Annotated in this window: 18 protein-coding genes; 7 read left to right on the plus strand and 11 right to left on the minus strand. The window is 68.4% G+C overall.

Annotated features, from left to right (window positions below; all coding sequences use genetic code 11):
• Positions 1-540: 540 nt before the first annotated feature.
• The 7 genes from thiL to lgt form a co-directional block, all read right to left on the minus strand.
• Positions 541-1,416, minus strand: a complete 876-nt coding sequence (gene thiL / locus VGN66_RS10210; protein ID WP_327518713.1) for a thiamine-phosphate kinase — start codon at positions 1,414-1,416, stop codon at positions 541-543.
• A gap of 229 nt (positions 1,417-1,645) precedes the next feature.
• Entirely contained in the window at positions 1,646-2,809 is a 1,164-nt protein-coding gene (locus tag VGN66_RS10215) for a tetratricopeptide repeat protein (protein ID WP_327518714.1), read from the minus strand.
• Between the two features lie 201 nt (positions 2,810-3,010).
• Positions 3,011-4,336 (minus strand): cystathionine gamma-synthase family protein, encoded by a 1,326-nt coding sequence (locus tag VGN66_RS10220; RefSeq protein ID WP_327518715.1) that lies wholly within the window; start codon positions 4,334-4,336, stop codon positions 3,011-3,013.
• A 58-nt stretch (positions 4,337-4,394) separates the two neighbouring features.
• On the minus strand, positions 4,395-5,162 hold the full coding sequence (gene pgeF, locus VGN66_RS10225) for a peptidoglycan editing factor PgeF (RefSeq protein WP_327518716.1): 768 nt from the start codon (positions 5,160-5,162) through the stop codon (positions 4,395-4,397).
• Complete coding sequence (locus VGN66_RS10230) at positions 5,159-5,668, minus strand: GNAT family N-acetyltransferase (protein ID WP_327518717.1); 510 nt, start codon at positions 5,666-5,668, stop codon at positions 5,159-5,161. The genes pgeF and VGN66_RS10230 overlap by 4 nt, the downstream gene beginning before the upstream one ends.
• Entirely contained in the window at positions 5,665-6,726 is a 1,062-nt protein-coding gene (locus tag VGN66_RS10235) for a class I SAM-dependent methyltransferase (protein WP_327518718.1), read from the minus strand. The genes VGN66_RS10230 and VGN66_RS10235 overlap by 4 nt, the downstream gene beginning before the upstream one ends.
• A gap of 51 nt (positions 6,727-6,777) precedes the next feature.
• Positions 6,778-7,668, minus strand: coding sequence for a prolipoprotein diacylglyceryl transferase (gene lgt, locus VGN66_RS10240; protein WP_327518719.1), 891 nt, complete (start codon positions 7,666-7,668; stop codon positions 6,778-6,780).
• Positions 7,669-7,952: 284 nt separating this feature from the next.
• On the opposite strand from lgt, the gene VGN66_RS10245 reads away from it, so the two are divergent.
• Genes VGN66_RS10245 through phbB form a run of 3 tightly spaced genes read left to right on the plus strand, consistent with a single transcriptional unit; the run spans position 7,953 to position 11,934 of the window.
• A complete protein-coding gene (locus VGN66_RS10245) occupies positions 7,953-10,178 on the plus strand; it encodes a xanthine dehydrogenase family protein molybdopterin-binding subunit (RefSeq protein WP_327519368.1) in 2,226 nt (741 codons plus the stop codon).
• Entirely contained in the window at positions 10,178-11,182 is a 1,005-nt protein-coding gene (gene hemH, locus VGN66_RS10250) for a ferrochelatase (protein WP_414713200.1), read from the plus strand. The genes VGN66_RS10245 and hemH overlap by 1 nt, the downstream gene beginning before the upstream one ends.
• Before the next feature lie 29 nt (positions 11,183-11,211).
• Positions 11,212-11,934, plus strand: coding sequence for an acetoacetyl-CoA reductase (gene phbB, locus VGN66_RS10255; RefSeq protein ID WP_224923234.1), 723 nt, complete (start codon positions 11,212-11,214; stop codon positions 11,932-11,934).
• A 321-nt stretch (positions 11,935-12,255) separates the two neighbouring features.
• Here the strand turns inward: phbB and VGN66_RS10260 are convergent, their stop codons facing one another.
• Positions 12,256-12,792, minus strand: a complete 537-nt coding sequence (locus VGN66_RS10260) for a porin family protein (RefSeq protein ID WP_327518721.1) — start codon at positions 12,790-12,792, stop codon at positions 12,256-12,258.
• 173 nt (positions 12,793-12,965) lie between these two features.
• On the opposite strand from VGN66_RS10260, the gene VGN66_RS10265 reads away from it, so the two are divergent.
• Positions 12,966-18,722 carry an alpha-2-macroglobulin family protein gene (locus tag VGN66_RS10265; protein WP_327518722.1) on the plus strand — a complete coding sequence of 1,919 codons (5,757 nt, stop codon included), beginning with the start codon at positions 12,966-12,968 and terminating at the stop codon, positions 18,720-18,722.
• Between the two features lie 209 nt (positions 18,723-18,931).
• Positions 18,932-21,049 (plus strand): penicillin-binding protein 1C, encoded by a 2,118-nt coding sequence (gene pbpC / locus VGN66_RS10270; RefSeq protein WP_414713213.1) that lies wholly within the window; start codon positions 18,932-18,934, stop codon positions 21,047-21,049.
• A gap of 143 nt (positions 21,050-21,192) precedes the next feature.
• On the opposite strand, the gene VGN66_RS10275 is transcribed toward pbpC, so the two are convergent.
• Together VGN66_RS10275 and VGN66_RS10280 are read right to left on the minus strand one after the other, a co-directional pair.
• Positions 21,193-21,708 carry an RcnB family protein gene (locus VGN66_RS10275; protein WP_327518723.1) on the minus strand — a complete coding sequence of 172 codons (516 nt, stop codon included), beginning with the start codon at positions 21,706-21,708 and terminating at the stop codon, positions 21,193-21,195.
• Between the two features lie 103 nt (positions 21,709-21,811).
• Positions 21,812-22,285: an outer membrane protein assembly factor BamE gene (locus tag VGN66_RS10280; protein WP_327518724.1), complete on the minus strand. Its 474-nt coding sequence runs from the start codon at positions 22,283-22,285 to the stop codon at positions 21,812-21,814.
• A gap of 112 nt (positions 22,286-22,397) precedes the next feature.
• On the opposite strand from VGN66_RS10280, the gene VGN66_RS10285 reads away from it, so the two are divergent.
• Positions 22,398-22,919 (plus strand): ubiquinol-cytochrome C chaperone family protein, encoded by a 522-nt coding sequence (locus tag VGN66_RS10285; protein WP_327518725.1) that lies wholly within the window; start codon positions 22,398-22,400, stop codon positions 22,917-22,919.
• On the plus strand, positions 22,916-23,431 hold the full coding sequence (locus VGN66_RS10290) for a DUF177 domain-containing protein (protein ID WP_327518726.1): 516 nt from the start codon (positions 22,916-22,918) through the stop codon (positions 23,429-23,431). The genes VGN66_RS10285 and VGN66_RS10290 overlap by 4 nt, the downstream gene beginning before the upstream one ends.
• 374 nt (positions 23,432-23,805) lie before the next feature.
• Here the strand turns inward: VGN66_RS10290 and VGN66_RS10295 are convergent, their stop codons facing one another.
• Positions 23,806-25,185 (minus strand): UdgX family uracil-DNA binding protein, encoded by a 1,380-nt coding sequence (locus VGN66_RS10295; RefSeq protein ID WP_327518727.1) that lies wholly within the window; start codon positions 25,183-25,185, stop codon positions 23,806-23,808.
• Positions 25,186-25,188: the final 3 nt, after the last annotated feature.

Below are 25,188 nucleotides of genomic sequence, written 5' to 3' on the forward strand. Positions count from 1 at the left end.
GTCGGGGTGGAGCGTAGAGAGGGGCGGGGGGCTGTCAAGCGGCGTGGTTGACGGGGAGGCTGACGGACGATGCTGACGAAAATGGGCTGTGTCACGCGCGGTGGACGGGAACGGGCCGGGTTTGCGACCGGAAAGCGCCGGGTTTTCGACGACTGCGCGACGGTGACGCGACAGGGGCGCGACGCGGGCGCGACGGGCTGACACCCGCGACGCGACGGGGAAGCGACGTGCTGACAACCGGTACGCGACTGGCGCGCGTCGGGTCGGCGACGCGGGGGTTGCTGAGTCGGATGGAGTCGGCTTCATCGATCAGGGTAGATCAGAAGAAATCCAACATTTGAAGAGGGTTGTTTGGGTGGGTGCTTCCCATTCCTCCCCTGCCCCGCAGGGGAGGTGGCATCGCGCAGCGATGACGGAGGGGCCGCCCCGCAGAGGGCGGAATTTTGCCGAGATGCTCACGGCCGTCTGCGCGGCCGCCCCTCCACCACCCGCTGCGCGGGCGGTCCCCCTCCCCTGCTGCGCAGGGGAGGAATGTTATAGTCAGCCGCCGTGGCGGTAGCCGAGGCGGGCGGGGAGGGGGATGGGGGCGCCGTTTGCCGTGAGGGTGAGGCCGCTGCCGGGGCTGGCGGTGCCGATGCGGGTGGCTGGGACTGGCGGCTCGGTGCCATCGGGCAGGGTGAAGAGCAGTTCGTAATCGTCGCCGGCACAGGCGGCGTCGAGGACGGGACCGGGGAGGGCGAGGGGGATGGCGTCGAGGTTGATGGCGAGGGCAATGTTGCTGGCCGCTGCGAGCCGCTGGGCGTCGATCAGCAGGCCGTCGGACACGTCCATCATCGCGGTGGCGAGCGGGGCGAGTGCTTGTCCTTCGGCGACGCGCGGGACGGGGTGGAGGTAGCGGGCGAGGTCGCGCGGGTTCCCATCCGCGCCGAACGCCGCGCCGCCGATGGTGCCGGTGACCCAGAGCGTGTCGCCGGGCTGCGCGCCGTTGCGCAAGGGGACTTTGGGCGGCGCGGTGCCGATCGCGGTGAGGGTGAGGCTGCGCGGGGCGCCTGCGGGCATCGCCACCGTGTCGCCGCCGATCAGGGGCATGGCGTAGCGGGTGAGCGCCTGGTTGAGGCCGTCGAGGAACGGGCGATCCCATTCGGGATCGCCCGACAGGCTGTAGTTGAGCAGGCAGGCGAGCGGCGTCGCGCCCTTGGCGGCGAGGTCCGAGAGGTTCACCGCCGCGAGCCGCCAGCCGACCGACTCCGGCGGATCATGGGGGCGGTAATGCACCGATTCGACCATGGTGTCGCTGGTGAGGATCAGCGTGCCCGCTGCGACGTCGAGTTGGGCGGTGTCATCTGCGAGGTCCGCCGCCGCCGGGTGCGTGGCAATGGCGCGCAGGGCGGTGAGGAAGGTGAATTCGTCGGACACTCGGCGGATGTAGCCATACTATAGGTGCGGTGCCAGCACGGCCTTTCCCCCCTCTCCCCTTGATAGCGGAGGTTGGGAGAGGGGTAGATCGGCGCGCAGCGCCGAGCGTCCGCTCCGCGGCCGCGCACCCCTCGCCCAGCTCCGACTAAGGCCTTGCTTCGCAAGACCCAAGTCTGCGCATCCCTCTCCCCTCCTGCGGAGGGGCGAGGGGAAGAAGGCCGATCAGCTCTCATGGAACCGTTCCCCCCAACCGCCAAGCCACCACCACGCTCCCTGCAAACACCCCGCGCCATTGCGACAAATCGGCGCGGCTGCGTTCGTCGAAGTCTTGCGCGCGGGCGGCGCGGGTGAGGGCGCCGGTGGCGGCTTCGCGGATCAGGGTGCGGGCGACGGGGAGGGCGGTGTCGTTGGCGGCGAGGAAGCGGGCGAGGTTCTGGGCGGCGCGGATGCGCAAGGGGGCGTCGGGGGACAGGGTTTCGCGGGCGCCGGCATAAGCGAGCATGTAGAGTTCGAGCGCGCCGCTGCGCTTGCCCTGCGCGTCGAGATTTTCGGCGAGCATCGTCTGGGCGAGTGTGGTGCGCGGGTCGCCGGGGATCAGCACTGCCTCACGCGTCATCAGCCCGGCGCGCAGATAGGGTTCGGCGATCAGCCGCGCGGCATCGGGCTGACGCGCGAGCAGTTCGGCGAGGTTGAGCATCGAGGTGCCGAGGTCGTAATGGCTGCCCTTCAGCCGCTCGCGCCGGATCGTCAGCGCGGCCTGTTGCTCGGCAAGCGCATCGCGGTTGCGGCCCATGCGCGCGAGCAATACGCCGAGATTGGCGCGCGCGGTGGCGATGGCGAGGAGGTTGTCGGGCAGCTTGTCCTGCCGCACCGCGATGGCGCGGCGCAGCGCGGGTTCGGCGTCGGCGTAGCGGCGCTGTTCGGCGAGCACGATGCCGAGGTTCATCAGGTGATCGGCGAGCAATTCGGGGTCGCCGCCCTGACCCGCCTGAAGCGTTTGCGCCGCGACGCGCAGCACCGGTTCGGCCTGATCATAGCGGCCGCCGCGCAGCAGCACCGCGCCGAGCATGCCGCGCACGACGCTGGTGTCCTCATGCGCGGGGCCGCGCAGGGCCTCCATCATGGTGAGGGCGGTGCGGGCAGCGCGTTCGGCCTCATCGAACAGGCCGGCGGTGGCGAGCATCTCGGCGGCGGCGACAAGGCCGAGCGCGCAGTGTTCGCTGGGCGGGGTGGCGGGAGTGCAGTTGGTGCGCGCTTCCGCTGTCGCCGCGAGCACGGTTTCGCGCGGGATCGCGGTTGCGCTTTCGTCGAGCTGGAGGCCGAATTTGAATTCGTCCGCTGCGGCCGGGACGGCGATCAGGGCTGCGATCAGCGCGGATATGCGAAGGGCCATTGCGCAGGTGTGATTGCGCAATGGCCCGGGTTCAAGGGACGATTTGCGGCGTGGAGGGCTGAACTTGAACTATCCTCCCCCGCCAGGGGGAGGTGTCGCCGTAGGCGACGGAGGGGGAGGACGGCTGCGACCTCTCGATCGTCGTGCTTCCTCCCCCTCCGTCAGCTTCGCTGCCACCTCCCCCTGGCGGGGGAGGATTGATTAGACCGCCTTCAGCGCTTCGGTGAAGTCCGCGATCAGGTCGTCGGCATTTTCGACGCCGATCGAGATGCGGACCAGATTGTCGGTGATGCCGAGCGCCGCTTTGCGCGCGTCGGGGACCGAGAGGTGGGTCATCGCGGCGGGGGCGCTGGCGAGGGTTTCGGTGCCGCCGAGGCTGACCGCGAGCTTGGCGATCTTGAGCGAGTCGAGGAAGGCGAACGCCTCCTTCTCGCCGCCCTTGAGGTAGAGCGAGAAGGTCGAGCCGGCGCCGGTGCAGTGCCGGTCGTAAATGTCGCGCTGGCGGCTGCCTTCGGGGAGGAAGCCGAGATAGCCGACGCTTTCGACCTTGGGGTGGGTGCGCAGATAGTCGCAGACCTTGGCGGCATTCTCGCCCGCGCGGCTCATGCGCAATTCCAGCGTCTCGAGGCTGCGCAGCAGCATCCACGCGGTGTTGGGGTCGCAGATCGTGCCGATCGTGTTGCGCATCATGCGGATCGTGTTGATGTGCGCCTTGCCGCCCAGCACGCCGCCCGCGACGAGGTCGCTATGGCCACCCGCGTACTTGGTCAGCGAATAGACGACGAGGTCGGCGCCCTGCTTGAGCGGTTGCGCCCAGAGCGGGCCGAGAAAGGTGTTGTCGATCGCGATCGGCGGCTTGGTGTCGCCGGTGAAGATCGCGTCGCGGCTGGCGGCGACGGCCTCGACATCGACCAGCACGTTGGTGGGGTTGGCGGGGCTTTCGAGATAGATGAGGGCGACATTGCCCGACGATGCCTTGGACAGCACCGCGTCGATCTCTTCGCGGGTGGCGCCGGCGGGGAAGTCGACCCAGTGGACCCCGAACTTGCCGAGGATGCGGGCGATCAGCGTTTCGGTCGCGGCGTAAAGCGGGCCGCTGTGCACGATCGTGTCGCCGGGCTTGACCATCGCGAGGAACAGGGTGGCGATGGCGGACATGCCGGAGGAGAAGGCGAGCGCGTCTTCGGCCTCTTCCCACACGCCCAGGCGATCCTCGAGGATTTCCTGGTTGGGGCCGTTGAAGCGCGAATAGACGAGGCCCTCGGCACCGCCGGGGCGCTTGCCGGTCACGCCCTCGAAATGGCGCTTGCCCGCTGCCGCGTTGGGGAAGACGAAGGTGGAGGTGGCGAAGATCGGGGGTTTCAGCGAGCCTTCCGACAGCATCGGGTCATAGCCATGACCCATCATCAGCGTGCTGGGGCTGAGCTTGCGGCCGCCGACGGTGTCGATGTCCGGCTTGGGGCGGCGGCGCGGGGTGGTGCCGGTGAGGGCGGCTTCGTCGGGGGTCTGTTCGGGGGTGTCGGTCATGGTGCGTCCGCTCCTGGTATCAGATGAAACTAATTACCGCAGCCGTCGCACCGATCGTTTAGTCCGTCAATGCGATCACGCTGATCTGGCGGCCATAGTCGGGCGCGCCTTCGTGCGTCGCGCGGCGATAGCTGAAGAAACGCGCGGGGTCGGCATAGGTGTCCGCGCCGACTGCCTCGATCCGGCGTAGCCCGGCGGCGGCGAGGCGGTGGACGACATAGGCCTCAAGGTCGAACTGGTGGTGGCCGGGCTTGCCGGGGGTGAAGAAGCGTTCGTTCGCCGGGTCGGTGGCGGCGAAGCGGGTGAGGAAAGTGTCGTCAACCTCGTAGCTGGTGCGGGCGATGCAGGGCCCGACCGCAGCGGCGATGCGACTGCGGTCGGCGCCGAGGTCTTCCATGCGGGCGATGGTCGCATCGGTGACGCCGTGCAGCGCGCCCTTCCACCCGGCATGGGCGGCGGCGATTACGCCGGCGGCGCGGTCGGCGAACAGGACGGGGGCGCAGTCGGCCGTGAGGATTCCGAGCAGGATGTCGGGGCGGTCGGTGACGAGCGCGTCGGCGTGCGGGCGCGCGTCCTCGTCCCAGCCGTCCGCGACGATCACTGCGTCGGGCGAGTGGACCTGATGCACGGTGGCGAAGCGGCTGTCGGGCGCGATGGCGGCGATGACGCGGCGCTGGTTTTCCTGCAGCTCGGGCGTGGGGGGCAGGCCGCGGCGGCCCATGTCGAGGCTGGCGGTGGGGCCGGTGGTGATGCCGCCGGTGCGACCGAGGAAGCCGTGCGCGACGCCGTCGAGCGCTGCTGCGCGCAGGATGGTGAGGTCGCTCACAGCGCCAGCCGCATCACGAGGTCGCGGTCGATCTGGCGGCCGACCGGGAACGCATAGTCGCCGACATGGACGAAGCCATATTTGCCGTAAAAGGCGATCGCGCGGTGGTTCTCCTCGAACACCGTCAGCAGCAATGCGGGCGCGCGGCGGGCGCGGGCGGTGGTCATCGCCCAGTCCATCAGCGCCTGCGCGACGCCGCGGCCGTGCCAGTCGGTCGCGACATAGAGCTGTGCCAGCTGGGCGTCGGTCGCGTGCGCCTGTTCGAGATTGGGGGGCACCATCTTGGCATAGCCGGCGATGGCGCCATCGACGCGCGCGACCTGCCACGACATCAGCGGGTTGCTGAGATCGCGGGCCAGGCGGCCGTCTTCGCCAAAGTTTTCCTCAAGGAATGCGTTGAGGTCTTCGGGCTTGTAGAAATGGGCGAAGGTGTCGCGCCAGCTTGCCTCCGCCATCGCGTCGAGCGCGGCGGCGTCGGCGGGCGTGGGGGTATAGAGCTGAATCACGCGAAGCCCGCCGGGATCGGCCAGCCGGGCGCGGTCAGCGCGACGACCTTGAACAGCTCGCCCATCGCATCGTCGCCGATCAGGCGGTCGCGCGCGATGGTGACATCGGCGGCGCGGTCGGGGGCGGCGCGGGCGAGGGCGTCGGCGCGCGGTTCGATGCCGAGTTCGCGCAGCCATGCGCCCTGCGGGATCGGACCGTACGCCGCTAGCCCCTCGACCCGCGCGGCTTCGATCAGGGTGCCGAAATCGACATGCGCGGTGAGGTCGGCCTCGCCCGGATTTTCGAACGGATTGACGTAAGCGTGGCCGCGCACCGCCTGAAGCGTGTCGCCGATCGCGGGGCCGGCATAGCCGTAATCGATGACGATCGCCGCGCCGCCCTGTTCGAGCAGTCGTGCGGCGAGCGCGCGCAGGATCGCGACGCTGGGGGGCGAGGTTTCGAGGATCGACCCGTCGGGCGCGTCGCGGAACTGCGGCGGGATGATCGGATCGAAGATCGTGTTGCCGATCACGGGGATGAACAGCGTGTCCTGACACGCGACCAGCCGCTCGCGCCAGCCTTGCGGCGTCTTGACGAGTTGCCGGATCGGGAGCGCGTCGAAGAATTCGTTGGCGACGACCAGCAACGGCTTGTCATCGGGGATGCCGACCAGATCGAGCGACCATTCGGCGTGCGGCACCTGCTTGGCCTGTTCGGCGCGCAGCATCGGGCTGTTTTCGACGAAATGCACCGGCGGGGTGAGGCCGGCGCTGCGCATGGCGCGCAGGGCATCGGCGGCGAGCGTGCCGCGACCCGGGCCAAGCTCGACATAATGGCAGTCTGGGCGGTCGGCGCGGTCCCACAGATCGGCGAGCGCGAGGCCGACCAGCTCGCCGAACATCTGGCTGATTTCCGGCGCCGTCGTGAAGTCGCCGCGCGTGCCGAGCGGGTCGCGCGTCGCGTAATAATGGGTGTTGGCCGCGCCCATATATTGCGAGAGCGGGATCGGCCCGGCGAGCGTGATCGCGCGGGCGATCCGCTCGGGCAGGGGGCCTTCGGAATTACCTTGATCGGTCATGGTTGAGCGACATGCCCTCCCCCAACCCCTCCCGCAAGCGGGAGGGGCGTTTTACGCAATCGTCTGGTCGCCCGCGAACGGTTCGACGCGTTCGCGGCGCTTCTTGGCGGTGGCGATGAGGTAGAGGCCGCCGAAGATCATCGGGAGCGTCAGCAACTGGCCCATGTGCAGGCCGGGCGTGGCGAAGATCGTGCCGTCGAACTGCGCGTCATGCTCGCGGAAGAACTCGACGAACCAGCGCGACAGGCCATAGCCGAGGATGAAGGTGCCGACGAGCTTGCCCGGCTGGTAGCGGGCATCGGTCTTCCAGAACAGGAACCACAGGATCAGGCCGACGACGAGCCCTTCGAGCCCGGCTTCGTAGAGCTGGCTGGGATGACGGGCAAAGGTTTCGCCGGTCAGTTGCTGGCGGTCGTTCATGTCGTGAACGATGCCCCAGGCGACATTGGTCGGATGGCCCCACAGCTCGCCATTCACGAAATTAGTGATGCGCCCGAAGAACAGGCCGAACGGGACGCAGCAGGCGACGTAATCGTGGACGCGCAGCCAGTTGAGCTTTTCCTTGCGGCACAGCCACAGGATCGCGAGCGTGACGCCGAGCACGCCGCCATGGAACGACATGCCGCCTTCCCATAGCTGCAACAGCTTGAGCGGTTCGAGGAACAGCGTCGGCTGATAGAAGATCGCATAGCCGAGGCGACCGCCAAGGATGATGCCGATGGTGGCGTAGAACACCATGTCGTCGGCATGGCGACGCGCCATCGGCGCACCCGGCTGGGCCAGCAGCTTGAGCAGATACCACCAGCCGACCAGGATGCCGGAGATATAAGCGAGCGAATACCATTTGAGCTGAAAGAAGCCGAGATCGAGCGCGACCGAATGCAGGCCGAGGTCGCTGAACTGGATATGGGAGGTCGCTTGCGCGGCGGCGGTCAGGATCAAGGTTCGGGCTCCCCGGGGGTTCGGCGCTGTCCTATCGGGATATGACGGCGGGGCCAAGGGGGTGGGGGGTGCTCGAATTCCTCCCCCAGCTTGCTGGGGGAGGGGGACCGCCGCCGTAGGCGGTGGTGGAGGGGCGGCTGCGCAGACAGCCGTTGAGCAGCTCGGCAAAATTCCGCCCTCTGCGGGGCGGCCCCTCCGACAGCGCTTTGCGCTGCCACCTCCCCCAGCAAGCTGGGGGAGGAATGGTGTGGCGCCTCGCTTTGCGCCCCGCTAGAGCGGCGGGGATGGAGCGCAAGGGCATCAAGGGGATCGACCGGCGCACGCTGCTGATTGGTGGCGGGGCGGGGATCGGGCTGATCGTCGCATGGGCGGCGTGGCCGCGGACCTATCTGCCCAATCTGCCGGTGCGCGAGGGCGAGGCGGCGTTCGGCGCATGGTTGAAGATCGCGCCCGACGGACAGGTCACGGTCGCCGTTCCGCAATGCGAATATGGGCAGGGCGTGTTCACGACGCTGCCCCAGATTATCGCCGATGAACTGGGCGCCGACTGGCGGCGGGTCGGGGTCGAACAGGCGCCGCTGAGCCCGCTCTACGCCAATGCACTGGCGGCGGGGGAGCTGTTCCCCGGCGTGCTGCCCGAGCGGCTGCGCGCCACCCATGCGCGGCGCAATGCGCTGGTGCTGACCGGTGCTTCGACATCGATGCGGCAATTCGAGGGGCCGTTGCGCGAAGCAGGGGCGGCGGCGCGGGCGATGCTGTGTCAGGTGGCGGCGCGGCGCTGGGGCGTCGAATGGACCGCGTGCGACACGGCGAACGGCTTTGTCGTGCATGACAAGCAGAAGATCGGCTTTGGCGAGATCGCGGCGGAGGCGGCGGGTGAGGACGTGCCGGCCGATCTGCCGTTGCGCGAGGGCGATGGTGCGCGGTTGAGGGGCGAGCCTGCGCCGCGGCTCGACGCGCCGGGCAAGGTCAATGGCAGCGCGAATTTCGCTGCCGATATCCGCCTGCCCGATATGGTGTTCGCCGCGATCCGGCAGGGGCCGGTCGGCACGGTGAAGCTCTATTCGGTGGACGAGGCGGCGGCGCGCAAGGTTCCGGGCGTGCTGCAGATCGTCAAGGACGAGCGCTGGGTCGCGGCGGTGGCCAATAACAGCTGGGCGGCACAGCGCGCACTCGACGCGATGAAGCCGCGGTTCGAGGTGGCGACCAAGGTCGACAGCGCGTCGATCCAGGCCGCGCTCGACGCCGCGCTGAATGGCGATGGCACGCGGATGGAGTCCGAGGGCGACCTGTCCGCGACGTTCACGGGCGCGCGCGTGGTCACCGCCGAGTATCGCGTCGGCGTGGCGCTGCACGCCGCGATCGAGCCGATGGCGGCGACGGCGAGCTTTGCCGATGGGCGCTGCCGCATCTGGATGGCGACGCAGGCGCCCGGCCTTGCGCGTGCGGCGGTGGCGGATGTGCTGGGGATGAGCGAGAGCAATGTCGTCATCCATCCGGTGTTCGCCGGGGGATCGTTCGGGCAGAATCTGGAGCATGCGGTCGCACAGCAGGTTGCGGTGATCGCGCGCGAGGTGGGCAAGCCGGTGCAGTTGACCTGGTCGCGCGGCGAGACGTGCCTGCATGACCGCTATCGTGCGCCCGCCGCCGCGCGGATGACCGCGCGGCTGGGCAGCAATGGCGCGGTGGCGGGCTGGCTCGCGAAGATCGCGGCGCCGGCGAGCGGGCATGAGCTGGCGGCGCGGTTGATGGCAGGGGACAATGCGATCGCTGCGGGGCTGGTGCTGGCGGGAAGCGGCGATCCGGCGGCGGTGGCGGGGGCGCGGCCGCCCTATCGCATCGCCAATCTGGCGGTCGATCATCATCCAGCAGATATCGGCATTCCAACGGGTTACTGGCGGTCGGGGTCGCATGGCGCGACGGCGTTCTTTACCGAGAGCTTTATCGACGAGTTGGCGCATGTTGCGCAGATCGAGGCGCATAGCTTCCGCATCGCGATGCTGGGCGGCGAGCCGCGACTGGCGCGGTGCCTGTCTACCGTGGCGACGCTGGGCGGGTGGCAGGGGGGCCTTGCCGGCAGCGGGCAGGGGCTGGCGTGCCATGCCTTTCGCGGATCGTATATCGCGGTGATGGTCGAGGCGTCGGTCGGCGGGGATCAGCGGATCAAGGTCGATCGCATCGTCGCGGCGGTCGATTGCGGGCGCGTGGTCAACCCCGATGTGGTGCAGCAGCAGATTGAGGGCGGGCTGATTTTCGGCATGGCCGGGGCGCTGGGCGCGACGACTGGCTTTACCGGCAACATGGCCGAAGCGCGCGGCTTTGCCGATCTCGACCTGCCGCGTCTGGCCGATACGCCCGAGATCATGATCGAGCTGATCGCGAGCGAGGCCGATCCCGGCGGGGTGAGCGAGCTGGCAGTGCCGCCGGTCGCGCCCGCCATTGCGAATGCGATCCATGCCGCGACCGGCGTGCGGTTGCGGCAACTTCCTTTGATTCCCGGAGGCGAATGATGGTGTTACCCGATGGCCACCCCGCGGTTGCGCGGCGGCGGATCGGCGTGCTGCTGGTCAATCTCGGCACGCCCGACGCGCCCGATGCGGGTGCGGTGCGGCGCTATCTGGGCGAGTTTCTTTCGGACCGCCGCGTGGTCGAGATTCCGGCGCTGCTCTGGCAGCCGATCCTGCGCGGCATCATCCTGCGCACGCGCCCGGCCAAGTCGGCGCATGCCTATCAACAGGTATGGACCGACGACGGATCGCCCTTGGCCGCGATCACCAAGCGGCAGGCGGTGGCGTTGCAGGCGGCATGGCCCGAAGTGACGGTCGACTGGGCGATGCGCTACGGCAATCCGTCGATTCCGGCGAAGCTGAAGGCGATGAAGGATGCCGGATGCGAGCGCATCCTGATCGCGCCGCTCTATCCGCAATATTGCGCGGCGACGAGCGCGACGGTGGTGGACAAGGCGTTCGAGACGCTGGCCGCGATGCGCTGGCAGCCGGCGCTGCGCACACTGCCGCCCTATCATGACGATCCGCGCTACATCGCCGCGCTGGCAGAGTCGGTGCGGACGCAGCTGGCCGCGCTGGAGTTCGAGCCGGATGCGGTGCTGGCGAGCTTTCACGGGATGCCGCAGCGGACGCTGGAACTGGGTGATCCCTATCACTGCCATTGCCGCAAGACCGCGCGGTTGCTGGGCGAGGCACTTGGTCGCGAGCTGACGGTGACGTTCCAGTCGCGGTTCGGGCGGGCGAAATGGCTGGAGCCGGCGACCGATACGGTGCTGGAAGCGCTGCCGGGCAAGGGCGTGAAGAAGATCGCGATCGTCGCGCCGGGCTTTTCCGCTGACTGTTTGGAGACGCTGGAGGAGTTGGCGATCCGCGGGCGCGAGAGCTTCGAGGAAGCGGGGGGCACGCATTTTGCCTATCTGTCGTGCCTCAACGACAGCGCTCCGGGCATCGCGATGTTGCGCAGCATTGTCGCATCGGAACTTGCGGGTTGGGTCGACCTTCCCTAGCCTTTGCCGAAATCGGCTTAGGAGAGACTATGGCACGGGTAGCGATCGTTACGGGCGGCACGCGCGGGATTGGCGAGGCGATCAGCGTCGCGCTCAAGGATCTGGGGATGACCGTCGCCGCCAACTATGCCGGCAATGACCAGCGCGCGGCCGAGTTTACCGAGCGCACGGGGATCGCGGCGTTCAAATGGGACGTGTCGGACTATGACGCGTGCCAGGCGGGGATTGCGGAAGTCGAAGCGGCGCTGGGGCCGGTCGATGTGCTGGTCAACAATGCCGGCATCACCCGCGACGGCACGATCCTGAAAATGACCTACCAGATGTGGAAAGAGGTCATGGACACCAACCTTGGCGGGTGTTTCAACATGGCCAAGGGCGTGTTCCCGGGCATGCGCGACCGCAAATGGGGCCGCATCGTCAATATCGGGTCGATCAACGGCCAGGCCGGCCAGTACGGCCAGGTCAACTATGCGGCAGCGAAGAGCGGCATCCACGGCTTTACCAAGGCGCTGGCGCAGGAAGGCGCGCGCGCTGGCGTGACCGTCAATGCGATCGCGCCGGGTTATATCGACACCGACATGGTCGCGGCGGTGCCGGCCGAAGTGCTGGAGAAGATCGTCGCCAAGATCCCGGTCGGACGGCTGGGCCAGGCGAATGAGATTGCGCGCGGCGTGGCGTTCCTGTGCTCGGAAGAGGGTGGGTTTGTGACCGGGTCGACGCTGTCGATCAATGGCGGGCAGCATATGTACTAAGGGGCGCAGGGGCGGCCACGCCCGCCCCCGGTGCGCCGCGCAATCGGCGCAGCGCCCCGCCCGGACGGCGGGGCCGCGCAAGCGGAACCCGTCCGACGCCAAGCACGGGCTTTGCCCGTGCTGACGGCACCCTCCCTTTATCCTCCCCCGCCAGGGGGAGGTGCCAGCGCAGCTGGCGGAGGGGGAGGAAGCACGACGATCGAGGGCGCAGCCGTCCTCCCCCTCCGTCGCCTGCGGCGCCACCTCCCCCTGGCGGGGGAGGATTGATTAAAGGGCCGGCTCCACCATCGGGAACCGGCCCCTTTCTTCATCACAGTCCGATCAGAAGCGCAGGCCGATGCCCGCAACCCCCTGATGACGGCTCACGCCCGCTTCATAGTCGGTGTAGCGATATTCGACCTTGGCGAAGACCTTGTCGCCCAGCTTCTGTTCGACGCCGGCACCGACGCGGAAGCCGTCGGCGTTGCCGTTGCCGGCGATGCTGAGCAGGCGGAAGTTGGAATAGCCCGCCTTGGCGTAGACCAGCGTCTTGCCGGTGACGACGCCGACGCGGCCACCGATGTACAGGTCGCGGCTGGTTTCCGCGACGGTGGCGGCGCCGGCCTTGAGCCGCGAGGTCGAGTCGGCGACTTCGGCTTCGACACCGAACACGGTGCTGCCCTTTTGCACGTCATAGCCAAGGCCGAAGCCATAGATGACGCCATCGGGGTTGCGGACGCCGGGGGTGTTGAGATCGACCACGTCATAGCCGGTGATCACGGTCGCCTTGGCGCCGCTGAAATCTTCGGTGTCCTGCGCCAGCGCGGGGGTGGTGATGGTGGCGAGGGCGGCGGCGAGTGCCAGAGCGAGCTTCTTCATGTCGTGTTCCTTGCAATCTGAATGTCGACGCGGCGTCGTGCCGCGGTGCGTTCGATTTGCGGGACGGGCCGGGTGCGAACCACTGACAGAAACTGAGAATGCACGGGTGCTGACACTGGACACCCGCTGTGAGGGGCGTAGGTTCCGCGGACCTGTCGGGGGGAATGGGTCCAATGAAGCAGTTCGCACGTGCCGCCGCGGTTCTGGCCCTGGCCCTTACGCCGATTGCGGCATGGGGTGATTCGAGCCCGCAGGTGGTGCTGGCCACGCCCGGCATGGGTGACGGCGCGATCGAGCGCTACACCGTGCGCTTCAGCCAACCGATGGTGCCGCTGGGTGATCCGCGCGCGGCCTCCCCGATCAAGGTCGAATGTGCGGTCGGCGGCGAAGGGCGCTGGGTCGATCAGGAGACCTATGTCTGGGAGTTTGCCAGCCCGCTGCCGGGCGGGACGACGTGCAAGATCGCGCTGGCCGAGAAGCTGAAGAGCGTTGCCGGCTATGCCGTGTCGGGCAAGCGCGAGTTTACGGTCGATTCGGGCGGTCCCACGGTCAAGGCGATGCTGCCGCAGCGTTGGGGCGGGGAGATCGAGGAGGATCAGGTCTTCCTGATCGGAACCAACATGCCCGCCACGCGCCAGTCGGTCGCGGCCAACGCCTATTGCGCGGTCGAGGGGATTGGCGAGAAGATTCCGGTCGAGCTGCTCGCAGCCGAAGTGCCGGGCAAATTGCTGCAGGATCTGAACCCCAAGCGCTGGGAAGTGCGCAATTTCCTGAGCGAGGCCGGGATGGCCGAGGCGCTGCCGGAGAAGGCGGAGGATCGCGCGCGGGTGCTGTCGAACGTCGTCGCGCTGAAGTGCGGACGTCCGTTGCCGCCGGGACGTGACGTGGCGCTGGTGTGGGGCGCGGGCGTGGCTGGGGCGGGCGGCAAGACCGCGGGCGCCGACCAGCGCTTCGACTTCACCGTGCGCAAGCCGTTCGAGGCGCGGTTTGAGTGTTCGCGGGTCAACCCGCAGGCGGGGTGTAATCCGGTCAAGGAGGCGTGGGTCCGATTTACCGCGCGCATCCCGCGCGAACAGGCCGAGGCGATCCGCATTTCGCTGCCCGATGGCAAGGAGCTTAGCCCCGTGCTGAGCGACGAGGACAAGCGCGCCAATACGGTCAGCGACATCAAGTTTGCAGGGCCTTTGCCGGCATCGGTCACCGCCAAACTGGTGTTGCCCGAGGGGCTGAAGGATGAGAGCGGGCGGGTGCTGTCCAACGGCCAGCGCTTCCCGCTGGAAGTGCGGTTCGACGAGGCGCCGCCGCTGGTGAAGTTTGCCGCGCCGTTCGGGATCATCGAGGCGCAGGAGGGCGGGGTGCTGCCCGTCACGGTGCGCAATGTCGAACCGTCGCTGCAGGGCAAGGGGCTGACGGTCGCTGGCCAGCAGCTGCGCGTTGACGCGTCGGATGGCGAGATCGCCAAATGGCTGCGCACGATCGACGATGCCGGTGATTACAAGAGCGAAGAGGTCAAGAAGGGTGCCGAGACGGTCACGATCAACCAGACCGGTGCTGCGTCGATCCTGACCGGGGCGACTGGTAAGGCGCTCCCGGCGATTGCGCTGCCCGGCAAGGGCAAGGAGTTCGAGGTCGTCGGCATCCCGCTGGGCAAGCCCGGATTCTATGTGGTCGAGCTGGCGTCGCCGCAACTGGGCAAGGCGCTGCTCGGGCGCGATGCGCCGCGTTATGTCGCCGCGGGTGCGCTGGTCACCAACATGGCGGTGCATTTCAAATGGGGTCGTGAGGGCTCGCTGGTGTGGGTGACGTCGCTCGATAGTGGGAAGCCGGTTGCGGGTGCGACGGTGCGCGTGACCGACAGCTGTTCGGGCAAGGGGCTGGCGACGGGCCAGACCGACCAGTTCGGTCGGCTTGCGGTGGCGCAGGGGATTCCCGAGCCGCAAAGCTGGGGCGGGTGCGAGGAGGGTTCCTCGCCGCCGCTGATGGTGTCGGCGCGCAAGGGCGATGACATGAGCTTCACGCTGACCGCGTGGGGCGAGGGCATCCGACCGTACGACTTCGACCTGCGCTATGGCTATGAAGCCGCGAGCGACATCGTCCATACCGTGTTCGACCGCGCGCTGGTCCGCCAGGGCGAGAGCGTCAACATGAAGCATATTCTGCGCCGCCCGGTCGCGAATGGCTTCGTCTTCCCCGAGGGGTTCAGCGGCAAGTTGCGCCTGTCGCACAGCGGATCGGACACGCAGTTCGAGTTGCCGGTGGCGATCAGCGCGATGGGCAGCGGTGAGACGCAGTGGAACGTGCCGCAGGGTGCGCCGATGGGCGACTATAACCTGCAATTCGTGAAGAGCGACGGCAAGGGCGGCGAGGAGACGGTCTGGACCAGCCAGTCGATCAAGGTCGACGAGTACAAGCTGCCGACGATGAAGGCGTCGGTCGCCGGGCCGAAGGAAGCGGCGGTGCGGCCCAAGACTTTGCCGCTCGACCTGTTTGTCGGGTACCTCTCGGGGGGCGGGGCGTCGAACCTGCCGGTCGAACTGCGCATCGGCTATTATGACGAGAGCGACACGCCCGATGGCTGGGACGGCTACACGTTCGGCGGGCGCGCGATCGAAGAGGGCACCAAGCCGCTCAACGGCGATGGCGAGGAGGATGCGGCGAACAGCCTGCCGCCGATGCAGACGCTGCCGGTCACGCTCGGCGCCGATGGCACCGCGCGGACCAGCGTCGACATTCCCCAGACGCTGACCGGCACCAGCCGGATGCGGGTCGAGATGGATTATCAGGACGCCAATGGCGAGGTGCTGACGGCATCACGCGGCATCCCACTGTTCGGCTCGGGCGTGCAGCTGGGCGTCAAGACCGATGGCTGGCTGATGAAGGAGGACGACCTGCGCCTGCGCTTCGTCGCGCTGGACACGCAGGGCAAGCCGTTGAAGGGCCAGAAGGTTCAGGTTGCGGTGTATAGCCGCGAGATCCTGACCGCGCGGCGGCGGCTGATCGGCGGCTTCTACGCCTATGAGAACAACATGCGCACGACCAAGATCGGTGCGTCGTGTTCGGCGAAGACCGACGAACTCGGCCTCGCGCAATGTTCGATCGACCCGGGCGTGTCGGGCGAGGTGCATGTCGTGGCGACCACCACCGACAGCGCAGACAATGTCGCGCGCGCGACGACGTCGGTGTGGCTGGCGGGTGAGGATGACTGGTGGTTCGGCGGCGACAATGGCGACCGGATGGACGTCATTGCCGAGGCGCAGGAATATAAGTCGACCGACACCGCGCGCTTCCAGGTGCGGATGCCGTTCCGCGAGGCGACCGCACTGGTGACGGTCGAGCGCGAGGGCGTGCTGTCGAGCTTTGTCACCACATTGTCGGGCGACAATCCGGTGGTCGAGGTACCGTTGCAGGGCGTCTATGCTCCCGATGTGTTCGTGTCGGTGATGGCGGTGCGCGGGCGCGTCGGCGGGTGGAAATTGTGGTGGGCCGATCTGGCGCGGCGCTGGAACCTGCCCTTCTTCTCCCGCGAGGGGGCGAAGCCGACGGCGATGGTCGATCTAGCCAAGCCGAGCTTCCGCATGGGCATCGCCAAGATCAAGGTCGGCTGGGAAGGGCACCGCATGGCGGTGACCGTCAAGGCGGACAAGGAGCGCTATGCCGCGCGCGACACCGCGAAGGTGTCGCTGCAGGTCAAGAACCCCGATGGCAGCGTCGCGCCCAAGGCCGATGTCGCGTTCGTCGCGGTGGATGAGGCGCTGTTGCAGCTTGCCCCGAACGAGAGCCTGGATGTGCTCAAGGCGATGATGGGTGAGCGGCCGCTGTCGGTGCTGACCTCTACCGCGCAGACGCAGGTGGTGGGCAAGCGGCATTATGGGCGCAAGGCGGTCGAGGCCGGCGGCGGTGGTGGCGGGGACCTGTCGGCGCTGAACCGTGAGAATTTCCAGCCGGTGCTGTTGTGGCGCGGAACAGTGCCGCTGAATGCACAGGGGCAGGCGGTGGTCGATGTGCCGCTGAGCGATGCGCTGACCGCGTTCAAGCTCGTTGCGGTGGCGGTCGGTGACAATGGCCAGACGTTCGGCACGGGCGAGACGGCGGTGCGGACGGCGCAGGATCTGAGCATCTTTGCGGGCATCCCGCCGCTGGTGCGCGATGGCGATTTCTTCTCGGCTGGCTTCACGCTGCGCAACGGGTCGGACAAGCCGATGAAGGTGACGGCGAAGGTCGAGCTGTCGCCGAAGGTGGCGCAGGGGCGTGACCTGACCGTCGAGATCCCTGCCGGCGGCGCGGTGCCGATCGCGTGGAACCTGACCGCGCCCAAGGGCTTCGACAAATTGCAGTGGAAGGTCACCGCGCGCGATGCGGGCGGCAAGGCGGTCGATGCGGTGACGGTGGTGCAGGATATTGCGCCGGCGGTGCCGATCGAAACCTGGGCCGCGACGCTGGCGCGTGTGGGTGAGGGCGGGCCGATTGCGATTGCGCCGCCCGCTGGAGCACTGCCGGGTGTGGGCAGCGTGACGGTGCGGTTGACGCAGACGCTGGTCCCGCCGCTGCAGGGCGTGCGCGATTATATGGCGGCATACCCCTATGGCTGTTTCGAGCAGCGCACGTCGCAGGCGGTGGTGCTGGGCGATGTCGGTGCGTGGAACCGGCTGGCGGGCGAGATGCCGGTCTATCTCGATCGCGACGGACTGCTGCGGTACTTCCCGTCGGAGAGCCTGCGCGGGTCGGAGGCGCTGACCAGCTATATCCTGTCGATCACGGCGGAAGCCGGGCTGCCGATCCCCGATGCGTCGCGCGGCCGGATGATCGAGGCGCTGAAGGCGGTGCTCGACGGGCGGCTGCGGCATGACGATTATGGCGACGTCCGGCTGCAAAAGGTCGCGGCGTTCGCGGCGCTGGCGCGGCAGGGGGCGGCGTCGGCGGCGATGCTGGGACAGCTCGGCATCACGCCGCAGGACATGCCGACATCGACGCTGGCCGATTATATCGCGGCGCTCGGCCGGGTGCCCGGCCTTGCCAATGGTGCGCAGCTGCGCGCGGCGGCGGAGGGCGTGCTCAAGACGCGGCTGGTCTATGAAGGGACGCGGATCGACCTGAGCGACAAGGGCAATACGCCGTGGTGGCTGATGGCGTCGGGCGATGAATCGGTGCTCAAGGCGCTGGTCGCGACGCTGGGCCGTCCGGCGTTCCAGGGCGAGGGGCCGAAGATGATGGTCGGCGCGTCGCTGCGCCAGCAACGCGGGCATTGGGACACGACCACCGCGAATGCCTGGGGCGTGATCGCCGCACGCAAGTTCGAGGGCGTCTATCCGGCGGCTGAGGTTGCGGGGGTCACCACCGCGACGATCGGCACCCAGACGGTGACGCGCGGCTGGCCGCTGGCGGAACCGCAGCGCAGCCTGTTGTTCGCGCTGCCGCGCACGCAGACGCCTTTGATGCTGAGCCAGTCGGGCGGGGCCGGGCCATGGGCGAGCGTTCAGGTCAAGGCGGCGGTGCCGCTGACCCAGCCGCTGAATGCCGGGTACAAGCTGACCCGCACGGTCGAGGTGGTGCAGGCCAAGACCAAGGGCGTGCTGACGCGCGGCGACGTGCTCAAGGTGACGCTGACGGTCGAGGCGATTGCCGATCGCAACTGGGTGGTGATCAGCGATCCGGTGCCGGCGGGTGCGACGGTGATCGGGTCGCTGGGTGGCCAGTCGGAGATGCTGGCCGAGGGCACCAGCAGCGGTGGGACCAGCTATGTCGAGCGCGGGCGTGATGCGTGGCGCGGTTACTTCGCCTGGATGCCGCGTGGGACGCACAGCGTGAGCTATGCGATGCGGCTGAACGCGGCGGGCCGGTTGCAGCTGCCGCCGAGCCGGGTCGAGGCGATGTATTCGCCCGAGATCCGCGCGGCGGTGCCGAACCAGCCGATGGTGGTGGCGCAGCGGTGATGGGTGCTTCGCCCTCTCGATCGTCACCCCCGCGAAAGCGGGGGGCCATCTCCAGCGTGTGCGGCAACCGCACCGGCGCGGATTTGGATAGTCCGGGAGATGGGCCCCCGCTTTCGCGGGGGTGACGGGTAGTGGCGTTGGCGTTTCTCCAATCCTTGATCGAGCGCGTCGGCGGTCTGTGGACCCGGCTCGAAGCCGCGACGCATCGCGTGTGGTGGACCGGGCCGCGCATTGCCGTCGCGGCGATCCTGACGTTGGCCGGGGTGCATGTCGCGGTGGACTGGGCGACGCTGCCGCCGCCGCTCCCGTCGCATCGTGCGACGGTGGCGGGGTGGAAGCCGTCCGAGGCGTGGCTGTATGATCGTGAGGGGCGACTGCTCGATAGCTCGCGGGTCGATTTTCAGGCGCGGCGGTTGGGCTGGACTCCGCTCGACCAGATTGCGCCTGAGGCGGTTGAGGCGATTGCGAATGCCGAGGATCGCCGGTTTCGCGACCATGACGGGGTCGATTGGTGGGCGGTGGCGGGATCGATCCGCGACAGACTTGAGGGCAAGCGGGCGCGCGGGGCGTCGACGCTGTCGATGCAGGTTGCCGGCTATCTGTCGCCCGATCTGGCCGCGCCGGGATCGCGCGGGTTCATGGACAAGTTGCGCCAGATGCGCGCTGGGGCGGCGCTGGAGCGCGGGTGGAGCAAGGAGGCGATCCTTGAAGCCTATCTCAACCTTGCCGGGTTTCGCGGTGAGGCGCAGGGGATCGGGGCAGCGGCGCTGGGGCTGTTCGGCAAGACGCCCGATGCGCTGACGCGCGACGATGGGCTGCTGCTCGCGGCGTTGCTCCCCGATCCGTCGGCGGGGGCGGACAGCGTTGCGCGGCGGGCGTGTGCTTTGTCGCGGGACGATGATTGCAGCCGCTTTGCCGGGGCGGCGGCGTCGATGCTGGGGCCGGCGCGCAGCCTGACGCTGGATCCCGGCCTCGCGATGCACCTGTCCAACCGGATGCTGACCCAACCGGGGCTGAAGGTGAAGACCACGATCGACCTCGACGTCCAGCGCGTCGCGATCCGGGCGTTGCGGCGGCAGCTGGTTGGCCTTGGCGGCACGCGCGCGCGCGACGGGGCGGTGATCGTTGCGGACAATGCGACCGGGGAGATTCTGGCCTGGGTCGGCGGGATCGGGGGCGCGTCGACCGCGCCGTCGGTCGATGGCGCGGCAAGCTATCGGCAGGCTGGATCGACGCTCAAGCCGTTCCTGTACGCGCAGGCGATCGAGAAGGGGTATCTGACCCCCGCCTCGATCCTCGACGACAGTCCGGTGCAGTTGGACACCGCATCGGGCCTGTATGTGCCGCAGAATTACGACCGCGCATTCAAGGGGCCGGTGAGTGCGCGATCGGCGCTGGCGGGGTCGCTCAACGTGCCTGCGGTGCGGACGCTGATCCTGACCGGGGTAGAGGCGTTTCGCGATCGGCTGTGGGACAGCGGCTATCGCGGGCTGACCGAAAGCGGGGACTATTACGGGTTCAGCCTCGCGCTGGGGTCGGCGGAGGTGACGTTGGTTGAGCAGGTCGCGGCCTATCGCAGTCTCGCGCGCGGTGGGCGGTGGTCGCCGCTGCATGTGGAAGCGGAGGCGAAGGACGCCGAGGCACGCCCGACGACGACGCCACAGGCCGCTTGGCTGGTCGCCGACATGCTGGCCGATCCGGCGGCGCGGGCATCGACCTTTGGGATGGATTCGGCGCTGCGCCTGCCGTTCTGGGCGGCGGTGAAGACGGGGACGTCGAAGGCGATGCGCGACAATTGGTGCATCGGCTTTTCCGACCGCTACACCGTCGGCGTGTGGGTCGGCAATCTCGAGGGCGACCCGATGCGTGCGGTGTCGGGGACCAGCGGGGCGGCGCCGGTATGGCGCGACGTGATGATGGCGCTGCACGCCGAGCAGCCGGGCCGCGCGCCTGAGCAGCCCAAGGGGATCGAGGTGCGGCAGGTCAGCTTTGGCGGCAATATCGAGCAGCCGCGCCGCGAGTATTTTCTCGCCGGGACCGGGATGACCAGCGTCGCGGCGGCGCCGGCGGTGGCGCGGCGGCCGCGTATCGTCAGTCCGGTCGCGGGCAGTGTCTATGCGCTCGACCCCGATATTCCGATCGAACGCCAGCGCATGGCGATTAGCGTGTCGGGGGAAGTGATCGGCCACCGGCTGCTGCTCGACGGGCGCGATCTCGGCACTGCCGATGCGCGGCCATTGGTGCTGGCAGGGCCGGGGCGGCACCAGTTGCGGCTGGTGGCGCCGGGTGGGCGCGTGGTCGATCAGGTGTTGTTTACGGTCCGCTGAACCAAAGCGGATTCGGTGCGTTCACGCAGCCGGTCCCTTACCCTTTCTGGACCGGAACCATGTTCAGGCCGCGCCGACAGCGTATCCGTCGGCGCGGCCATTTTTTGAGTTTGTCTCAGCAAAGCTGAAACCAACCCTGGACGTTACCAGTAGAAGTTGCGGATCGCCCGGACGACATAGCCGCGGCGGGTATCGACCAGCAGCACGTCGTCATAGTGACGCACCCAGCGCTGGTAACGGCCAGCCGGGGGCAGGCGATAGCGCCACGGGTCGCTGATGAAATAGCGGCTGCCATAATAAGTCGGCGCGATCCGGACACCGGCGCGGAAGCCCTGATAGCGGAACGGCGCGCGCCAGCTGCCACGGGCATAGACACCGCGGTTCGAGCCGCGATGGGTGCGCCAGTCATTGTCGCCCCAGCGGCGGTTGCGATCCTGAACGGCGTCGCGATATTCGCGGCGCTCCTCACGCACGTCACGCCGTTCGCGGCGCACGTCGCGGCGGTCGCCATAGCGGCGCGCATCGCGCAACTCACGGCGTTCCTCGCGCAGATCCTGGCGCTCGCGGCGCACTTCGCGCTGCGACTGGGCGCTGGCGGCCGGAACCATGATCGGCATGGCGACGGCGGCGATCAGCGCGGCTGCGAAAAATCTCTTCATTGCGTCCTCCTTCGACTCGGCCTTGTTGGCCGGTATGGGAGGACATTAGGCAGCGGCGACTGAACGGCGCGGGAACGCGTAATTCAGCTGCCAGACAGGCAGGTTACGGCCCGTCAGGACCGCCGCCACCGGCGCCGGGGGCGCCGACGGTACCGATATTGCCGAACAGATCCTCGAAGAAGCCGCGCTCACGGCCCAAAGTCGGGGTCTTTTCGTTCGACGGATTGATCTTTGCGATCTGCTCCACGCCGGTGCGCGACACTTCGGTCACATTGCCCGCCGCATCGAAGCGGATGCGCAAGGTCGTCTGGTCCCTGGCAGTCGGGTTGTTGAAGGCATAATTGCGGGTCTGTCGCCCGACATAATACCATTCGCCTTCGTTGAACTGGCTGGTCAGCGTCGGCTTGCCCAGCGTCTGCAGCACCGATTCGCGGTTATCCACGCCGGGCTGGACCGAATTCACCAGGTCCGCATCGACCACATAGCCCTGATAGCCGCGCAGCGGGGCCACGCAGGCACCGGTGCCGAGCAGGATCGTACCGCACAGAGCGGCGGACAGGATACGGGCGGACTTCATCAAACTCACTCTCCCCAGGCGGGCACAGGCACGCATTGCATCGCGCGCCGATCCCCTCAATATGCGGGGCGGCCCCGGCAAACAAGCGTCGTGAGGCCTTTGGAGTGTGACGATGCGATTGTGGGACAGGCTGACCGGGCGCAAGGCGGAAAACCCGGCGGCGGCGCTGTATCAGGCGGTGGTGGCGCGCGGGCGCGAACCGCATTGGTATGAGGCGGGGCAGGTGCCCGACAGCGTCAATGGCCGGTTCGACATGATCGCGAGCGTGCTCGGACTGGTGATGCTGCGGATCGAGCATGAGCCCGAGGCGGCGGAGACGACCGCGCGGCTGACCGAATGTTTCGTCGAGGACATGGACGGCCAGCTGCGCCAGATCGGGATCGGCGACGTGGTGGTCGGCAAGGGGATCGGCAAGATGATGGCGCTGCTCGGCGGGCGGATCGGCGCGTATCGCGACGCACTGGCGCCGGATGCGGAGCCGGGCGCGTTCGCGGCGGCGTTGGTGCGCAACCTGTATCGGGGCGAGGATCCGGGGGCAGTGGCGCTGGCGCATTCCGCCGATGCATTGCGCGCGCTGCGCGATCGGCTTGCGGGCGTGTCGCACGATGACCTGCTCGCGGGGCGGCTGCCGTGATCGCGCCGGAGTTTTCGCGGCCCCAGCGGCTCGATGCGATCGGCAAGGGTGAGCATCGCGTCGAGATTTCCGCCGATGCGGGCGAGCGCGCGGCGCTGGCGAAGCGATTCGCGCTGATTGCGATCGACCGGCTCGACGCGGTGATGACGGTGCATCGCGATGCGACCGGAGTGGTCGCGCGCGGGCATTTGTCGGGCGCGGTGGTGCAGCCGTGCAGTGTGACCGGCGACAGGGTTCCGGCGCAGGTTGAAGAGGATTTCGCGATCCGCTTCGTCCCCGAAGGCACGCCCGAGGGCGACGAGGTCGAGCTGTCCGACGCCGATTGCGATACCGTCTTCTACGCGGGCGGCGCGATTGATCTGGGCGAAGCCGCGGCGGAGACGCTGGCACTGGCGCTCGATCCCTTCCCCCGCAGCCCGGGTGCGGACGCGGCGTTGCGCGATGCCGGGGTGCTGGGCGAGGATGAAACCGGGCCGTTCGCGGCGCTGGCCAAGCTCAAGAAACAGGACTGAGTCGGCGATCCGCCGCGTGATCGTCAGTCGCAGGGTTTGATGCAGGTCGGACAGCTTTCCTGTCCGTCCTCACGCTGGGTGCTCGCGGTCGGTTTGATCGGGGCGGCCGCAGTGGCCGGGGTCGCCGATCGCGCTCGGCAATCGGCAGGTGGCGCTGGGGTTCGCGCGGACCCCGTTCGGGCGCGGCGCGTTGGTTGTGTGGCCGGCGGCTTGGGCCGCGGAGACAGTTGCGGGTGTGGGCGCTGCACCTGCGCGCCAAGCGGGACGGGCGCGGCCAGCGTCGCGACCGCCGTCGCGGCGAGCAATCGGGTCAGGAGTCGCTCGAATCGCATCTATGTCCCCCGCGGCGACGATGAACGCGCGGCACAGACGAGTCAAAGCCGCGCGGCGGCGGTGCGCAGGTCGGTGATGAAGGCGGCGTGCTGTTCGGCCTTGGCCTCCGGGTCGGGCAGGCGCAGCAGATAGCTGGGGTGGACGGTGATCCAGGCCTCTGCGCCGGAGTCGAGCGGGATCGCGCGGCCGCGTTCGCGGGAGATGGTGACAGCCTTGCCCAGCAGTGACCGTGCGGCGGTGGCGCCGAGCGCGACGACGACCCGGGGCCGGACGATGAGCAATTCCTGTTCGATCCACCAGCGACAGGCGCTGATCTCGCCCGCATCGGGGGTGGCGTGGATGCGGCGCTTGCCGCGCGATTCGAATTTGAAATGCTTGACCGCGTTGGTGAGATAGGCGGCGGAGCGGTCGATGCCGGCCTGCGCCAGCGCCTCGTCGAGCAGCCGCCCGGCCGGGCCGACGAACGGGCGACCGACGAGGTCCTCCTGATCGCCGGGCTGCTCGCCGATCAGCATCAGCGGGGCATCGACCGGGCCTTCGCCGAACACGGTCTGCGTCGCATGTCGGTGGAGGTGACAGCGGGTGCAGGCGGCCGCCTCATCGCGTAGCGGGCCCCACGCCTTTTGCGCATTGTCGCCGGGGCCGGCGGTGCGTGCGGTTTCGACCATCGCCACTTCGCGCGCGCGGGCACCCTTGATCAATTCTGCCACCAACGCGGTTTCGGGCATATTCTTCCAATATTTGCGCGGCATTTCCTTGAGCATCGCGCCGGTCTTGAGGCGGGCGGGGTTGAAGATCGACGCGTAATAGGTCTTCCACACCGCCTCGACCGGATCGTCCTGCGGCGCGTCGGCCTTGCTCGCGCCGGGGCCTTCGGACAGCGTCTTGCCGTCCCAGTGGAGCGTGACGTCGGGCGTCAGGATCGACCAGCGCATGGTGTGGAAGCGGTCGACGAAGAAGCGGGCATTGGCGCGGACGATGTGATGATCGGGCTCGAACCAGGCGATGAAGCGGGGGCCGGTGTCGTCGGCGACTTCGCGGAAGCGCAGGAAGGCGCGCATCTTGTGGATGTCGCGGCGCACGGATTTGGCCATGTCATCGAGGCGGCGCAGCAGCGGGTCGGCCTTGTCCTCGATGCTGCCGGGGCGCGCGATCACGCGGGTCAGCAGCGTGTAGAGCAGGGCGAAGCGTTGCGGGTCGCTGTGCAGGATCGCCTCATGCGCGAGGCTGACGAAGCGGCGCGAGACGCGCAGTTCCGGGGCGGCGGAGGGGAGGACGGCTTCGTCGCCGAACAGGTCGGCGGGCTGGTCGCCGATCTGCCAGACTACTTCCGAAGGATCGACACGCGCGGCGGCGAGCGAACGGGCGGCGTCGCGCCAGCCTTCGAAATCATCCTGTGAGCTTAGGGCTACGACGCGCATCGG

The organism is Sphingomonas sp. (genome assembly GCF_035998645.1).
In the GTDB taxonomy this organism is placed as follows: domain Bacteria; phylum Pseudomonadota; class Alphaproteobacteria; order Sphingomonadales; family Sphingomonadaceae; genus Sphingomonas.

Coding starts and splice junctions, on each gene's coding strand:
- VGN66_RS10235 (WP_327518718.1), bottom strand. CDS start 6,726: ATGACCGATCAAGGTAATTCCGAAGGCCCCCTGCCCGAGCGGATCGCC.
- VGN66_RS10260 (WP_327518721.1), bottom strand. CDS start 12,792: ATGAAGAAGCTCGCTCTGGCACTCGCCGCCGCCCTCGCCACCATCACC.
- VGN66_RS10280 (WP_327518724.1), bottom strand. CDS start 22,285: ATGAAGTCCGCCCGTATCCTGTCCGCCGCTCTGTGCGGTACGATCCTG.
- VGN66_RS10265 (WP_327518722.1), top strand. CDS start 12,966: ATGAAGCAGTTCGCACGTGCCGCCGCGGTTCTGGCCCTGGCCCTTACG.
- VGN66_RS10295 (WP_327518727.1), bottom strand. CDS start 25,185: ATGCGCGTCGTAGCCCTAAGCTCACAGGATGATTTCGAAGGCTGGCGC.
- VGN66_RS10275 (WP_327518723.1), bottom strand. CDS start 21,708: ATGAAGAGATTTTTCGCAGCCGCGCTGATCGCCGCCGTCGCCATGCCG.
- VGN66_RS10245 (WP_327519368.1), top strand. CDS start 7,953: ATGGAGCGCAAGGGCATCAAGGGGATCGACCGGCGCACGCTGCTGATT.
- VGN66_RS10285 (WP_327518725.1), top strand. CDS start 22,398: ATGCGATTGTGGGACAGGCTGACCGGGCGCAAGGCGGAAAACCCGGCG.
- VGN66_RS10220 (WP_327518715.1), bottom strand. CDS start 4,336: ATGACCGACACCCCCGAACAGACCCCCGACGAAGCCGCCCTCACCGGC.
- hemH (WP_414713200.1), top strand. CDS start 10,178: ATGGTGTTACCCGATGGCCACCCCGCGGTTGCGCGGCGGCGGATCGGC.
- VGN66_RS10215 (WP_327518714.1), bottom strand. CDS start 2,809: ATGGCCCTTCGCATATCCGCGCTGATCGCAGCCCTGATCGCCGTCCCG.
- phbB (WP_224923234.1), top strand. CDS start 11,212: ATGGCACGGGTAGCGATCGTTACGGGCGGCACGCGCGGGATTGGCGAG.